The 14299-nt window shown below is 59.1% G+C and carries 15 protein-coding genes; 7 read left to right on the top strand and 8 right to left on the bottom strand.

Going from position 1 to position 14299, the window contains the following annotated elements; genetic code table 11:
* Nucleotides 1-5: 5 nt before the first annotated feature.
* The 3 genes from plsX to NKT35_RS14185 are packed head-to-tail and all read right to left on the bottom strand — an operon-like array spanning nt 6 to nt 1832.
* Nucleotides 6-1043 (bottom strand): phosphate acyltransferase PlsX, encoded by a 1038-nt coding sequence (gene plsX / locus NKT35_RS14195; protein ID WP_254301390.1) that lies wholly within the window; start codon nt 1041-1043, stop codon nt 6-8.
* Nucleotides 1044-1100: 57 nt separating this feature from the next.
* Nucleotides 1101-1280: a 50S ribosomal protein L32 gene (rpmF, locus tag NKT35_RS14190; RefSeq protein ID WP_011136965.1), complete on the bottom strand. Its 180-nt coding sequence runs from the start codon at nt 1278-1280 to the stop codon at nt 1101-1103.
* A 48-nt stretch (nt 1281-1328) separates the two neighbouring features.
* A complete protein-coding gene (locus NKT35_RS14185; RefSeq protein WP_254294005.1) occupies nt 1329-1832 on the bottom strand; it encodes a YceD family protein in 504 nt (167 codons plus the stop codon).
* A 119-nt stretch (nt 1833-1951) separates the two neighbouring features.
* Here NKT35_RS14185 and NKT35_RS14180 point away from each other — a divergent pair, with 119 nt between their 5' ends.
* Genes NKT35_RS14180 through pncB form a run of 3 tightly spaced genes read left to right on the top strand, consistent with a single transcriptional unit; the run spans nt 1952 to nt 4465 of the window.
* Nucleotides 1952-2533 (top strand): Maf family protein, encoded by a 582-nt coding sequence (locus tag NKT35_RS14180; RefSeq protein WP_254294003.1) that lies wholly within the window; start codon nt 1952-1954, stop codon nt 2531-2533.
* Nucleotides 2530-3234, top strand: a complete 705-nt coding sequence (locus NKT35_RS14175; RefSeq protein ID WP_254294001.1) for an SAM-dependent methyltransferase — start codon at nt 2530-2532, stop codon at nt 3232-3234. Before NKT35_RS14180 ends, NKT35_RS14175 begins: the two co-directional genes overlap by 4 nt.
* A 22-nt stretch (nt 3235-3256) precedes the next feature.
* Entirely contained in the window at nt 3257-4465 is a 1209-nt protein-coding gene (gene pncB / locus NKT35_RS14170) for a nicotinate phosphoribosyltransferase (RefSeq protein WP_254293999.1), read from the top strand.
* 1 nt (nt 4466) lies between these two features.
* On the opposite strand, the gene NKT35_RS14165 is transcribed toward pncB, so the two are convergent.
* Nucleotides 4467-5327, bottom strand: coding sequence for a Rossmann-like and DUF2520 domain-containing protein (locus NKT35_RS14165; protein WP_254293998.1), 861 nt, complete (start codon nt 5325-5327; stop codon nt 4467-4469).
* Between the two features lie 598 nt (nt 5328-5925).
* Here NKT35_RS14165 and NKT35_RS14160 point away from each other — a divergent pair.
* The 3 genes from NKT35_RS14160 to NKT35_RS14150 all read left to right on the top strand — a co-directional run bounded on the left by NKT35_RS14160 (nt 5926) and on the right by NKT35_RS14150 (nt 8645).
* Nucleotides 5926-6963, top strand: a complete 1038-nt coding sequence (locus NKT35_RS14160) for a porin (protein ID WP_254293996.1) — start codon at nt 5926-5928, stop codon at nt 6961-6963.
* A gap of 92 nt (nt 6964-7055) precedes the next feature.
* Complete coding sequence (locus NKT35_RS14155) at nt 7056-7616, top strand: hypothetical protein (protein ID WP_254293994.1); 561 nt, start codon at nt 7056-7058, stop codon at nt 7614-7616.
* A gap of 63 nt (nt 7617-7679) precedes the next feature.
* Complete coding sequence (locus NKT35_RS14150) at nt 7680-8645, top strand: IS1595 family transposase (protein ID WP_254293992.1); 966 nt, start codon at nt 7680-7682, stop codon at nt 8643-8645.
* Between the two features lie 60 nt (nt 8646-8705).
* Here the strand turns inward: NKT35_RS14150 and NKT35_RS14145 are convergent, their stop codons facing one another.
* Nucleotides 8706-9356, bottom strand: a complete 651-nt coding sequence (locus NKT35_RS14145) for a TetR/AcrR family transcriptional regulator (protein WP_254293991.1) — start codon at nt 9354-9356, stop codon at nt 8706-8708.
* 204 nt (nt 9357-9560) lie between these two features.
* Between NKT35_RS14145 and NKT35_RS14140 the strand changes: the two genes are divergently transcribed.
* Nucleotides 9561-9710 (top strand): hypothetical protein, encoded by a 150-nt coding sequence (locus NKT35_RS14140; protein WP_254293990.1) that lies wholly within the window; start codon nt 9561-9563, stop codon nt 9708-9710.
* Here NKT35_RS14140 and NKT35_RS14135 read toward each other — a convergent pair.
* The 3 genes from NKT35_RS14135 to NKT35_RS14125 form a co-directional block, all read right to left on the bottom strand.
* Nucleotides 9697-11280: an ABC transporter substrate-binding protein gene (locus tag NKT35_RS14135; RefSeq protein WP_254293988.1), complete on the bottom strand. Its 1584-nt coding sequence runs from the start codon at nt 11278-11280 to the stop codon at nt 9697-9699. The genes NKT35_RS14140 and NKT35_RS14135 overlap by 14 nt on opposite strands.
* 111 nt (nt 11281-11391) lie before the next feature.
* Nucleotides 11392-13386: a putative bifunctional diguanylate cyclase/phosphodiesterase gene (locus NKT35_RS14130; RefSeq protein ID WP_254293986.1), complete on the bottom strand. Its 1995-nt coding sequence runs from the start codon at nt 13384-13386 to the stop codon at nt 11392-11394.
* 205 nt (nt 13387-13591) lie between these two features.
* Nucleotides 13592-14227 (bottom strand): class I SAM-dependent methyltransferase, encoded by a 636-nt coding sequence (locus NKT35_RS14125; RefSeq protein ID WP_254293984.1) that lies wholly within the window; start codon nt 14225-14227, stop codon nt 13592-13594.
* Nucleotides 14228-14299 lie beyond the last annotated feature (72 nt).

Here is a 14299-nt window from a genome sequence, read left to right as displayed (position 1 = left end):
GTATGTCAGTTCGCTTCTGCCTCGGATTGCTTGAGATTATCTAGTTGTTTAGCAACCCGTTCGGCGATGTGACCAATCACGTCGGAGCCGGCCTCCTCGCATGCCTGCGCCAACGCGTAACGGAATCCTGTGACATCGGCGCCGCCGTGGCTTTTCACCACGATGCCGCGCAGGCCCAGCAAGCTGGCCCCGTTGTAGCGGCGCGGATCGATGCGCTTCTTGAAGAGCCCCAGCACCGGCAGAGCGGCCAGCGCGCACAAGCGCGTCCACCAACTGCGGCTGAACTCTTCTTTCAGGAATACGGCGAACATATGCGCCAGCCCCTCAGCTGTTTTAAGCGCCACGTTGCCGGTAAAACCGTCGCAGACTACCACATCCACCGTGCCCTTGCAGATGTCGTCGCCTTCTACGTTGCCGTAGAAATTCAGCTCCGACTGGCGCAGCAGTTCGGCAGTCTTTTTAATATTGTCGTTGCCCTTGATGTCTTCGCTGCCGATATTCAGCAGGCCGACGGAAGGATTGGACTTGCCTTGCAGGCCAGCCATCAGCTCGGAACCCATGATGCCGAACTGCAACAGTTGTTCTGGAGTGCAATCGACGTTGGCGCCCAGATCCAATACGCAAGACGTGCCTTTTACATTAGGCAGCAGCTTGGCGATGGCGGGACGGTCGATGCCCGGAATGGTCTTGAGGACGAAACGCGCGGTCGCCATCAGCGCGCCGGTATTGCCGGCGGACACGGCGGCCTGAGCCTTGCCTTCCTTGACCAGATTGATTGCCACCCGCATCGACGAATCTTTTTTATTCTTGAGGGCGAGCTGAGGCGCCTCGTCCATGCCCACCACTTGGGTAGCATGCTGGATGAGGATGCGCTCACGCACGGCGCCATCGTGCAGGGCCAGTTCCGCCTCAAGGGCTGGCTGGTCGCCTACGAGAATCAGATGGATGTCGGGGTGGTCTTGCAGGAATTGGATCGATGCCGGGACGGTAACCTTGAGGCCAACGTCACCGCCCATAGCATCAACCGCGACGGTGATAGTCATCAACGAATGCGGTAATAGTGCCTACTTTAAGGATAGGATGCGAAGAACGGGAGCGAATTACTCGCCCTTGGTCTTCACAACCTTGCGGCCACGGTAGAAGCCGTTCGGGCTGATGTGGTGACGCAGGTGGGCTTCACCGGTGCTGGCTTCAACTGCCAGAGCCGGAGCGGTCAGAAAATCGTGTGCACGATGCATGCCGCGCTTGGACGGGGACTTTTTGTTCTGTTGAACAGCCATGGTCGACTCCTAAGAAATTCAAGTAGATTCAGAAATAGCGAATCTGGGTTACTCGGACTTGGGTCTCTTAAGCGCCGCCAGCACCGCAAACGGATTGGGCTTGTCAGCCTTGGCGAGCGAGAGAGTATCCCTGCCGCATTCGTCGTGTTTCGGCGCATGCGGCAAGCCCATAATGATTTCGTCTTCGATCAGCGCAGTCGCGTCGAGCTCGGGCTCGGCGAGAATCGCATCCAGCGTGTCGTCCAGCTCGCAGGCTTCTTCCAGTTTGTCTTGGCTAGTGAACAGCGTGAGCACCGAATCGGTGTCCAGGCTGAACGGCATGCCATCCAGACAACGCTGACAAGTGACGTTCAAACCCGCGGCCAGACGAATGCGCAACGCAGGGCGTTGCAACTCGTCGATAAAGCCTTCGAGCTGATACGACACTTCTCCGGAAGCGTCTGCGAGGTCGCCACGAATACGCTCATCCAGTTCGCCGACCGGCATTTTGCCAGCCAACGAACGCCCCTCCCGGGCGAACTTGAGCGGATCGATCAAAATCGGTTTAGACATAAACTCCGCATGGTACAATCCATTCCGCTGATTTGTCAAAAGAAACAAGGCTAGCTCCGGACATATCCTACTCGATCGCGAAGACGCGAAACCGGGCTGCCGAAACCAGGCTTTCATCCATGCACATTGTACTGGCATCCACCTCGCGCTATCGCCAAGAAATCATCGCCCGCCTGGGCCTACCCTTCCGCGCCGAACCGCCCATCTGCGACGAAACGCCGCTAGCCGGCGAAACCGCGCTGGAAACCGCGGTGCGCCTAGCGCGCACCAAGGCGCGATCGCTGGCGGACAAATATCCGAAAGCGCTGATCATAGGCTCAGACCAAGTGGCGCTGCTGGACGGCAAGCAGATCGGCAAGCCCGGCAGTTATGAAAACGGCGTGGAAATGCTCAAATGGATGAGCGGCCGGACTGTCGTATTTCACTCGGCGCTGGCGTTGTACAACAGCCACAGCGGCGCGCTGCAGGAATGCGTCGGCATCACCAAGGTGACGCTGCGCCAGTTGACCGAATCGCAAATCCGCGACTATCTCACCCGCGAACCCGACGCGCTGCATTGCGCGGGCAGCGCCAAGAGCGAAGGCCTGGGCGGCGCGCTATTGGAAAAAGTGGAGTCCGACGACCCCAACGCGCTGATCGGCGTGCCGTTGTTCCAGTTGATCACCATGCTGGCGAACGAAGGCGTGGAGGTGTTGCGATGAGCGGCACGCTGTTTCTGATCCCCGCCCCGCTGGGCGACGAAAACATCGCCTGGCTGCCGGAAGGCGAACGCGCCAAAGTGATCCACATTACCCACTTTGTGGTGGAGGCGGAAAAAACCGCGCGCAAGCATTTAAAAGCGCTGGGCGTAACGACACCCATCCGCGAGCTGTCCATGAGCACGCTGAACGAACACACCAAGGAAGCCGATGTCGCCGCCCTGCTCGCGCCGCTGCAAGCCGGCCAGGATGTCGGCCTGACTTCCGAAGCCGGCTGCCCGGCCGTGGCCGACCCCGGCGCGCAACTGGTGGCGCTGGCGCACCGCCACGGCATCCGCGTCGAGCCTTTGATCGGCCCCTCCTCCATCCTGCTGGCGCTGATGGCCAGCGGCGCCAACGGCCAATGCTTCGCCTTCCATGGCTACCTGCCCGTGGACGCAGCCGAAAAAGCCAAACTGGTGAAAGAGCTGGAACAGCGCTCGCGCAAGAACAACGAGACCCAGCTATTCATCGAAACCCCCTACCGCAACAACGCGCTGCTTGTCCAATTGCGCGAAACGCTGGCACCCTCTACCCGCCTCGCGGTAGCCTGCGACCTGACGCTGCCGTCGCAAACCATCGTCAGCCACCGCGTGCAAGACTGGCCCAAAGACATGCCGGACCTGCATAAGCGCCCGGCCATTTTCGTCATCCACGCGGCCTAGCACATATCATCAGGCGCACCCCATGCCCAAGAACACGCCCATCATCCAGTCGCTGCTGGACACCGACCTGTACAAATTCACCATGCTGCAGGTGGTGCTGCACCAATTCCCGGCCGCGCATGGCGAGTACGAATTCCGCTGCCGCAACCACCCGGACACGCCCTTATCCGAGCTGAAAGAAAAGCTGGAGGCGCAACTCGACTTGCTGTGCCAGCTGCGCTTCTGCCCGGACGAGCTGGACTACCTGCGCAGCCTGCGTTTCATCAAGAGCGATTTCGTCGACTATCTGGAATTGTTCCATCTGCAGCGCCGCTTCATCACCGTCAGCGAAGAGGCCGGCCAGCTCGCCATCCATATCAGGGGCCCGATGGTGCAGGCGATGTTCTTCGAGATTTTCGTGCTGGCCATCGTCAACGAGCTGTACTTCCAGCCGCTGGACAGCCCATCCGTACGCGAAGAAGGCCGCCGCCGGCTGGCGGCCAAGTTGGCCGAACTTGAGCGCTTCCAGCGCGAGGAAGCGGCGGAGCAACGCTTCCCCTTGCTGATCGCCGACTTCGGCACCCGCCGCCGCTTCAGCCGCGATTGGCAGGAATATGTCATCGAACAGCTGAACCGCGCCCTGCCGCAAATCTTCCGCGGCACCAGCAATGTCTACCTGGCGCGCCAGCTAGGCATCACCCCCATCGGCACCATGGCGCATGAGTTCTTCCAGGCCTTCCAGGCGCTGGGCGTACGGCTGAGAGACTTTCAGAAAGCGGCATTGGAATCCTGGGTGCAGGAATACCGCGGCGACCTGGGCATCGCGCTGACCGACGTGGTCGGCATGGATGCGTTCTTGGCGGATTTCGACCTTTACTTCGCCAAACTGTTCGACGGCCTGCGCCACGACAGCGGCGATCCTTATATATGGGGAGAAAAGGCGATCGCGCATTACCGCAAGCTGCGCATCGACCCGGCCGCCAAGATGCTGACTTTCAGCGATGGCCTCAGCGTGGACAGCGCGCTGCAACTGCACCGCCACTTCAGCCCGCATATACAGGTCAGCTTCGGCATTGGCACCCACTTCACCAACGATATGGGACTGGAACCGCTGCAGATCGTGCTCAAGCTGGTCAGCTGCAATGGCCAGCCGGTAGCCAAGCTGTCCGACAGCCCCGGCAAAACCATGTGCAGCGACGAAACCTTTCTGGCTTATCTGCGGCAGGTTTTCAAACTGCCGCCGCCGCAATAAATCAGGACAGCAGCGCCAGCAGCTTCTCCCGCTGCGCATCCGACACCCTATCGCCGGCGAGCGCCACCGTTCGCCGGCCCATCGCCCGATACGCCTCGGCCAAGCCCGAATCGCCCAGCACCATTAAATGCTGAGCCACCGTATCCGCGTCTCCACGAACAATGGGCCCCGTCAACGCCTGATACGGCCCCAGCGCCAAGGCATTCTCCAGCGTCTGCCGCATCAAACCACCCAACAGCGGCCCCGCCAGATCCGCCGGCACGCCTGCCTGGCCCGCCAACTGCCCCGCCATCGCCGTCAAGGCGACCAGATAATTGGACGCCACTGACAAACTGGCGTGATAAGCCGCCTTGCCGCCCGCAGCCAATCGAAACGGCCGTCCGCCTATCCTCGCGGCAAACCTTTCCAACCCCTGACACGCCCGCTCATCACCTTCTACCGCGCACAACGTACCGGCAAACCCCTCCACCGCCCGAGCCGGGTCTGCAAATGAAAACGCGGGGTGCAAACTGCCAATCCATGCCCCCTTCTCCGCCAAAGGCCGCAACAACGTCGACTCGCTCACGCCGCTGGCGTGAAACACCACGCTGCCGGCCGGCACCACGTCAGCCGCCGCCAGCGCCCTGGCGCAATCAGCAATCGCCGCATCCGGCACCGCCAACAGATACAAGTCCGCAGCAACCAACTCCTCCAAGCGGAACACCACCCGCCCATCGCCGACAAAGCCCCGCACGGCGCTGGACTCGCTTTCGCGCCTCAGCAACAGATCCCGCACGCAGTAACCATCCGCCAAGGACACCAAGCGCGCCAAGCTTCGCCCCAAGCGCCCCATGCCTATCACCGACACGCTCAAATCCGCCATCAACCGCCCCCCCCCCCATTCAGCTCGAAATCTGCGGCGCATCTTACCTCAGCGCCTTGGCGCCACTTCAAACCGTGGCAAAAAAGCATCATTCGTCATATGCACATTTCAACCCAAAAACAACTCAATGCGATTTTATTTATAAATATCAAAGGCATAGAAACAATGCAGTAACAATATTGAAATGAAATTCGAACAATTGCTCAATTTACATAGTCAATGCTTTCTTTTAAGATGATCGAAAGCGAATTTAGTTAGCCGCAAGTCGCGCTGGCCAGATTCACTTCAAGTCACGTTGATTTTTCAGCCCGCCCCTACAATGGCGGGCTTTTTTTTATCTCATCAGAACCAGGAAGCCAATAAGCATAAGCATTAAAGAGCTATGAAGCATTTATGCAACAACCAGCTTCACGACGCAAACAAACCATTTCAATCATTACAATTCAATGAGTTACATGGTCAAATTTGAATTTAAAAATGAAAATCAGTGATAGTTAGTTGCTTGTAAGCAACACAATCTCATTGTCGTAGTTGCATTTTCACAACCCAGCCAATAGCATTCGCTCACATTCCTAAACCTAAAAAGGATGACTTGACCATGAAAAAAAGTCTGATCGCCCTGCTGGTAGCCTCCATGCCGGCTGCCGCTTTTGCTGACGTAACCATCTACGGCGCCATCAAAGCCGGCGTTGAAAACCTGGACCTGGGTGGCAAAGCCGCCAAGCAAACCAATATCGACGACCTGGGTTCCCGCATCGGCTTCAAGGGTTCCGAAGATCTGGGCAACGGCCTGAAGGCTATCTGGCAAGTTGAAAGCGGCTTCGCCATCGACGGCAACAGCGACGGCACCAACGCCGGCAAGGCATATACCGGCGGCAGCACCGGCACCCTGGCTAACCGCAACTCCTTCCTGGGCCTGCAAAGCAACCTGGGTACCCTGCGCTTCGGCAACGTGTCCAACTACCTGGACAGCGACATGGGCCTGGTTGACGCTTGGTCTTACAACAGCCAAATCCTGGGTCTGGGCATCTTCACCCGCGACGCCACCCGTCTGAAGAACTCCGTTCGCTACGACCTCCCGGCCGTAGTTCCGGGCCTGACTGCCTCCCTGCAATACGGCACCAAGGAAGACAAGTCTGCGGCTTCCCAACAGCACGAAACCTCCATCGTCGGCCTGGGCTATGAAAACAGCGGCTTCTTCGGCAAGTACGCTTACACCCACGAATCCGAAATCGCTGGCATCGCCAACGACAAGCACCGCGTGGAAGTTGGCTACAACGCCAACAACCTGTTCGTAGGCCTGGGTTACCAGCAAGAACAAGGCGCTTCCAGCCTGGCTTGGAATGGTTTCGCTCCGCAAACTGTAGTTGCTGGCGCCAAGACCAAGACTTCTGAATACGCACTGACTGCTTCGTACAGCTTCGGCGCTATTACTCCGAAGTTCACGTACGCCCACGGCGACAACGTGAAGTACAACAGCGTGAAGCAAGACAACACCGGCTACGACCAGTACCTGCTGGGCGCTGATTACGCTCTGTCCAAGCGCACCACCGTTGGCGCTCAATACGGTGAACTGAAGTTCAAGGGCTACGACAAGCAGAAGGCTCTGGGCCTGAACCTGGTTCACAACTTCTAATTCAACGGTTCGACGCAAGAACCTGCGAACGCAGAAGCAGAAAAAGACCCGCCTCGGCGGGTCTTTTTTCAAACCAATAATATGACATAAGGATGCAAAAAGCGCTGCTCATACTCTGCTTACTGGTCACATTCGGCAGCCATGCCGAAGAACCCGCCAAGACCGACGACTCTGCCAGAATCCGGATTTTCCAGCGCAATGGCGTGGGACTGGGCGTGTTTCCCCGCCAAAGCTGCTATCAGTTCAATCTGTTCGGCAAGGACGGAAATATTGTGGAGTCGCAATCTTTCAGCTCCTTCCTGCACATGGCCAGCAATAAGAGCATAAGCATGCCGGAAACGGCCAACCTTCGCGCCATGCCCCAGGTGAGCAAGCTGTTCTCATCAGTCTATTTTGAGGAGTACCGCCTGCCCGCCAGACAAGTCGCCACCATCACCAGTTCATTCAACGATGCGACCTATTGGCACTGCAAAACACTGGCAGTGCGCTTCACCCCGCAAGCCGGGCGCGATTACGAAGCCATGCTGGATGTGGATATGGACAACAAGACGTGCAAGCTGATAGTGGGCACCATTCCTCAAAATGCACCCGACGCCGCGCTGGAACCGCCAAGCGACCTCAGCCGCGCAGCATCCTGCTCAGAGCAAAAATAAGGCTATGTCCCAATTCCGTGTTGGGAGCTATGCTGAATACAGTAGCAGACCGGGAGTCGCGCCATGGATGCCCAGAGTTTTCAGCGTTTTCTTGCCCAACTGGATCAGCTCACGCTCAAACAGAGGAGCTTGCTGTCTTCTGCGCTTAAACATCCCACTCACCATGACGCCATTCAGGACGCCTTGCCTGACCTGACGGCTTGCCCACACTGCCAGGCCGAGGCCAACCAGTTGGCGTTATGGGGCTGGAGCCGAGGCCTGCGGCGTTATCGCTGCAAACAGTGCCACCGGACCTGCAATGCCTTGTCGGGCAGTCCATTAGCCAAATTGCGCAAGGCCGATCGCTGGCTGAGCTACGCCCAAGCACTGCAGGATGGCTTGACCGTGCGAGCAGCCGCTCGTGCATGCGGCATCAGCAAGAACACGGCTTTCCTATGGCGGCATCGCTTCTTGCATCGCGCATCAGACCATCTGGCGGCGCAAGCCCGAGGCATCGTCGAAGTAGATGAAACCTTCATTCTGGAATCATTCAAAGGGCAGCGGTGCCTCCCCCGCGCGCCGCGCCAGCGGGGTGGCGTCAGCCAAACACGGGGAACCGGGCCGGATCAGATTCCCATCATGGTGGTGCAGGACCGAGAGGGACATATAGCGGACTTCAAGTTGAAGAAGCTCAATGGCGCTCATGTGGAAGCGGCTTTAGCCCCGTTGGTGGATAGCGACGCCATCCTGTGTTCGGACGGCGCAGCGGTGTACTCGACCTTTGCCAGGCAGCATGGCATTACCCATCGAGTCGTGCATGCCAAGACGGGACAGCGGGTACGCGAGGGGGCGTTCCATATCCAGCATGTGAATGCCTACCATAGCCGCTTGAAGCTTTGGATGGCTCGATTCCACGGGGTTGCCACCAAATACCTTGAAAACTATCTGGGGTGGCGACGGATGCTGGAGCGCTATCAGCAAACCATGCAGCCTTGCCACTGCTTGCAGGAGGCAGTGGGTCGTCCCTTGCAACACATTATTGGGACATAGCCAAAAATAAAGCCGACCCTGCTGCGCAGGATCGGCCATCATCGCTTTTTTTGGGGGGGCTCAGAACGGCAGCTGATACACCGGATTGCGGGTATCGGCCCCCTCCTGGCGGATTCTTTCCAATTCGTTTTTCAGCGCCGCCTGCAGCCATTGCTCGCGCATGCGGTCGCCATCCGGATGCTCGGCCAGCGTGCGATAGAGCGCCATGCCGTGCATGGTGGTCATCATGGTGAGCAAGGTGGCGAAAAAGCCGGTGGAAATGGCGTAGCGCGGAAACAGCGAGGCCATCATCGCGACAAAGCGGTCGCGGAAATAGCCGCTGGCGCTGCCAAGGAAAATTTCGCGCAGATCCGGCGTGGTGCGCGCCGCCATCAGCAACTCCAGCAGCACGATATGCCGCGGCGAAGTCACCAGCGCCCGCATCAGCGCGATGATGCGCTCCTCCTCCGGCATGGAAGATGGCAACTGTCCCGCCAACTCCAGCGCGCCCTCGAAAATATCGTCCACCACTTTGCGCCCCACCGGCAGCATCAATTCATTCTTGGTGGCGAAATGGCGAAACAAGGCGCCTTGGGACACGCCAGCCCGGCCGCAGATCAGTTGCACGCTGGTGCCGTGGTAGCCGCTCTCCATCAGGCATTCAATCGCCGCCTCCACCAATTTCCCTATGGTGGACTCTCTTCGGCTTTGCTGTGTTCGTCTGGTTTGCATCTATTGTTTTATCATTTATCGTAACCAAGCCCGGTCGATGATACGCGAAAGCACGTAGTCAAGCGAGGGTGGATACATTCTAAGACCAAGCAAGACGCGCCCAGCTGCTGGCGCTCTCCTCTCCCCTGCAGTCCGCTTGGCGAGCGGCCGCTACAGCAATACTACCAAAATCAGCCCGCCACTATGCAAGTTGATTCATGCAAAATGCTGATCAAGCGCACGCCAGGCAGGCAAACAAGACAAATCCCGCAAAAAAAGGCTGCGCCGCTGCCCAGCGGGGAACCGGGCGGCAACGACAGCCTCTCTGAAAATAAAGTAGCGATTAGTCTATTTCAAAATATCAGCGAACACTGACAGACGAAAAATCCACCCGCCCGTAAGGATTCACGGCATAGCCGGACACTTCCTTGCGCGCCAAGGCGTAAGCCGTCGGATGCGCCAACGGCAGCCACAAGGCCTGATCATGGATGATGCGTTGCGCCGCCTGGTACAACTTGGCGCGCGCCTTGAAATCGCTGGTTTTCTTGCCGTCTGCGATCAGCTTATCCAGCTTGGGATCGCAATATCGGGCGAAATTGGTGCCGGACTGCACCGCCGAGCAGGAGAATTGCGGCGTCAGGAAATTATCCGGGTCGCCATTGTCGCCGGCCCAGCCCATGAACAGCAGCTCATGCTCGCCCGCCTTGCCGCGCTTGATCAGCTCGCCCCATTCCAACACCTTGATCTGGGCGCGGATGCCCACTTTGGCCAAGTCGGCCTGCAGCAACTCCGCGCCGGCCTTGGGATTGGGATTGAGCAGACTGCCGCCGGGGCGAACCCAAACGCCGATGTCGAAGCCATTGGGATAGCCCGCCTTGGCCAGCAGCTTTTTCGCCTGCGCCGGATCGTAGCGATAGGCGGGAATGGACTTATCGTAGCTCCAGGTATTGGGCGGATACACCAGATTGGCCGCCGCCGCGGTATTGCCGAACACCGCTTTCAAATAGTGGCTCTTGTCGAAAGACAGATTGATGGCCTGGCGCACCAGCGGATTGTCCAATGGTTTTTTCTGGCTGTTGAAGGCCAGGAAAGCCGTCATGAAAGCCGGCGTCTGCTTCAGCTGCAGCTTGGCGTCGCCGCGGGCGGATTCGATATCCTGCGGCTTGGGCGACAGCGCAACCTGGCACTCGCCGGCGCGCAGCTTCTGCAGGCGCACGCTGGAATCCGGCGTGATGGCGTAAATCAGCGCCGACACCTTGGGCTTGCCGCCGAAATACAACGCATTCGGCAGATAGCGGACCTGGGCGTCCTTGGCAAAACTCTTGAAAATGAACGGCCCCGTGCCGATGGGCTTGCTGTTCAACTCCGCTGTCTTGCCCGCCGCCAGCAATTGCGAGGCGTACTCCGCGGAGTAAATAGAAGCGAAACCCATGGTCAGGCTAGACAGGAAAGTCGCTTCCGGATAATTCAATTCAAAGCGCACGGTTTGCGCGTCCACCTTGCCAACCGACTTGATCAGCTTGGGAAACTGCATCGATTGAGCGTGCGGATAACCCGTGGGCGCGGTCTTGTACCAGGGGTTGTCCGGATTGAGCATGCGGTCGAAGGTGAACACCACATCGTCGGCGTTCAGCTTGCGGCTAGGCTTGAAGTAGTCGGTAACATGGAATCCGGCGTCGGAACGCAAATGAAAGGTATATGCCAAACCATCCGGACTGACTTCCCAACTGCTCGCCAGACTAGGCCTGAGCTTGCCTGCCGCCGCATCGTAATCCAGCAGCCGGTTCATCAGCACATCGGCGGAAGCATTGGTGGTGACCAGCGAATTGTACTGCACCACATCGAAGCCTTCCGGATTGGCGTCGGTGCAAACGGTGAGCGGCTTGGCCGCCGCCGCCAACGGCAGCAAGGCGGCCAACAGAGCGGCGCGATGGATGTTTTGCATTCATTTTCTCCTCGCGGCGGCACAAGGATGCCGCCAGCATCAATCGCCCAAGGTTAAGCTAAATGCAGCGCAAATCCAACAACCTTATATACATATTGATATAAGCCGCCGTCAGCGCAACAATCTGGCGAACTGCGCCGCGCTGACCGCCGGACTGCACAGATAGCCTTGATACTCCTGGCAGCCGCGTTGCGCCAGCCACTCCAGCTGCTGGCGCGTCTCCACCCCCTCCGCCACCATATTCAATCCCAGCATCCGGCACATGGTGGTGATCAACTCGGCGATGGCCGGCGTGGAATCCAGGCTGGCGACAAACGACCGGTCTATCTTCAGCGAGTGCAAGGGATAGCGCTGCAAATACGCCAGATTGGAGTATCCGGTGCCAAAATCGTCCACGGCGATGCGTATGCCCAGCTGACGCAGCCCATCCAGCGCGGCCAGCGTTCTCTCGTCATGCCCCAGCAACACCGACTCGGTGATTTCCAGCTCCAGCCGCTCCGGCTGGCATCCGCTTTCCCGCAACACCTGGCCCACCATCTCCGCCAAGCCCGGATCGGCAAACTGGCAGGGCGACAGATTCACCGAGACGGTCAAATCCATCCCTGCCAATTGCCACTGGCGCTGCTGGCGCGCCGCCTGGGCCAGGATTTGCCTGCCCAGCTCAAGAATCTGCCCGCTGTCTTCGCACATGCCGATGAAAGCGCCCGGCATCAGCAAGCCCTTGTCCGGATGCGCCCAGCGCGCCAGCGCCTCGGCGCCGATGATGCGGCCGCTCGCCACTTCGACGCGCGGCTGGAAGTAGGCCACGAATTCGCCCGCCTCCAGGCCGCGGCGGATATCGCTCTCCAAGGCCAGCTGCGCTTGCACGCTGGCCTCCAATGCCGGATTGAAGAAGCTCAGCTGATTGCGGCCGGCGTCCTTGGCCGCGTACATCGCCAGATCGGCGTGCCGCATCAGCTTCTCGACATCCAGTTCCTCATCCAGGCACAGGCTCACCCCAACCGATGCCGATACGCCGATATCCATGCCGCCCAGCCGCATCGGCATGCTCAAGGCCTGCAGGATGCGCCTGCCCAGTTGCTCGGCGCGCTCTTGCACTTGCGGCGCGGCCATCACCACCAGGAACTCATCGCCGCCCAGCCGCGCCACGCGCTCGTCCTTGCCCATCAGTTGCGACAAGCGTCCCGCCATCCTGACCAGCAACTCATCGCCGCGCGCATGGCCCAGCGAATCATTGACGTTCTTGAAGCGGTCCAGATCGATGAACATCAGCGCGATCTGCCAACCCGCGCGCCGGGCGCGTTGCAGATGCGGCAAGAAATCGCTGCGCATGCCGTTGCGGTTCGGCAGCCCGGTCAGCACGTCGTGATTGGCCAGGAAGCTGGCACGCGCCTCGGCGTGCTTCAGATCGGTGATGTCCACCTCGCTCACCAGCAGGGCATCCCGGCCCGACACCGCGTCCCGGCAAGCCCGCGCCGCGATCTCATGCCAGCGCCGGCCATTGCGGGTATGCACCTGCGCCAAACGCCTGGCTTGCCCTACCGCCGCCACGCCTTGCCGCAAAGACTGCCAATCCGAATCGTCGATGAAGTGTTCCCGCCAGGTTTCCGTCACATTCGCCACTTGCGCGCGCGCGGCAGGATTGCGGTACAAGGACACGCCCGCCTCGTCGTATAGCGCAATCGACATCGAGGTATGCATCAAGGCCTCGGCGCTGCGCAGCGTGGCGGAATCCGCCGTCACCCGGCTCTGCGCCTCGCACAGCATCATCATGCCGCCATCCACGCGCATGCCGCTGAACACCACTTTCAGCGCGCAGGGCGCGCCATTGGGATAGAGCGTCCAACTCTCGACAAAACGAGCATTATCGCGTTCGAAATCTTGCTGATACTGTTTCAAACGCTGCGATACCGAAACCGACATATCGATGGACATATCGCGAGCCTGCAGCTCTGACACGCTGTCCGCATTCCAGACATGGAGCGCGGCGTCATTCGCCCAGAACACTCGCTTATGATCGATATCGAAAACCCAGATAGGCTGACTCAACGCCGCCAGCAGCGCAGGAAAACCCTCCTGCCAGGAAGGGATGCAATTGATCGGCATCTTGGCCGCTAACCTTTTATTTATTCATGAAAAACATTACGGAAGCCGCCGCTGCGGTGGCCGACATTGTAGCAAACTAGATAATTCAAACGGCTGTTTTTTAAGGAAATCATACAAATATGCCACACCGCGCCGCAAACAAGCGCGCCGGCTAGCCGCATGAAAAAGGCCGGCATGGTAGCCGGCCTTGAGCCATTCCCGCCTGTCAATGCAAGGGCTTGCGGGCGAACAGCCGCGCCATGCTATGGTGATGCGGCCAGCTGTGGCTGATATCCAAGGCAAATTCTTCCTGGTATGCCAGCGGCTCCAACTGGCGGAACTGCTCCCGCAATTCGCCTGGCTGATAATAGTGGCGAATATAAGCCGCCGTCTCGCTCACGCCGCCGCCTTTGCCGCAGCAGCCCGGATCGTCGACCATGAATACCGCCGCGAATAGATAGCCGCCCGGCGCCAGCCCCTTCATCATTTCCCGCGCCAGACGCTCGCCTTCATCCGCGGAGACATGGTCCAAGGCGGTATACGCGATGATGATGTCGTACTGCTGGGATTCAATCTCCAACTCGGTCAGATTCACCACCTTGCCGCTCACATCCAGACGTTGCGTGTCGGCCAGCTCGCCCAGTTTGGCGATCGCTTCTGAAGACTCATCGATGCCGAACATCGAATAGCCCTTGCTGGCGAGATAGAAAGCATTGCGTCCCTGTCCGCAGGCCAGATCCAGGCCACGCCCTCCGCCTCGGACCTCGAACTTGTCTAAAAAGTACCGCAGCGACAGCGCTGGCCTGTCGCCATAGAAGGAAGCATTCTTGCGATAAAACGCATCAAAGTTAGCGACACCCATCGTTTTCACCCCACTGCTCAAACTTGTCATCCACCTTAGCGCGCTCCGCGCGCCGGCTCCTTGGCGCTGCCT

Source organism: Chromobacterium sp. IIBBL 290-4, assembly GCF_024207115.1.
Lineage (GTDB): Bacteria > Pseudomonadota > Gammaproteobacteria > Burkholderiales > Chromobacteriaceae > Chromobacterium.
This window is presented reverse-complemented; position numbering and strand designations above follow the sequence as displayed.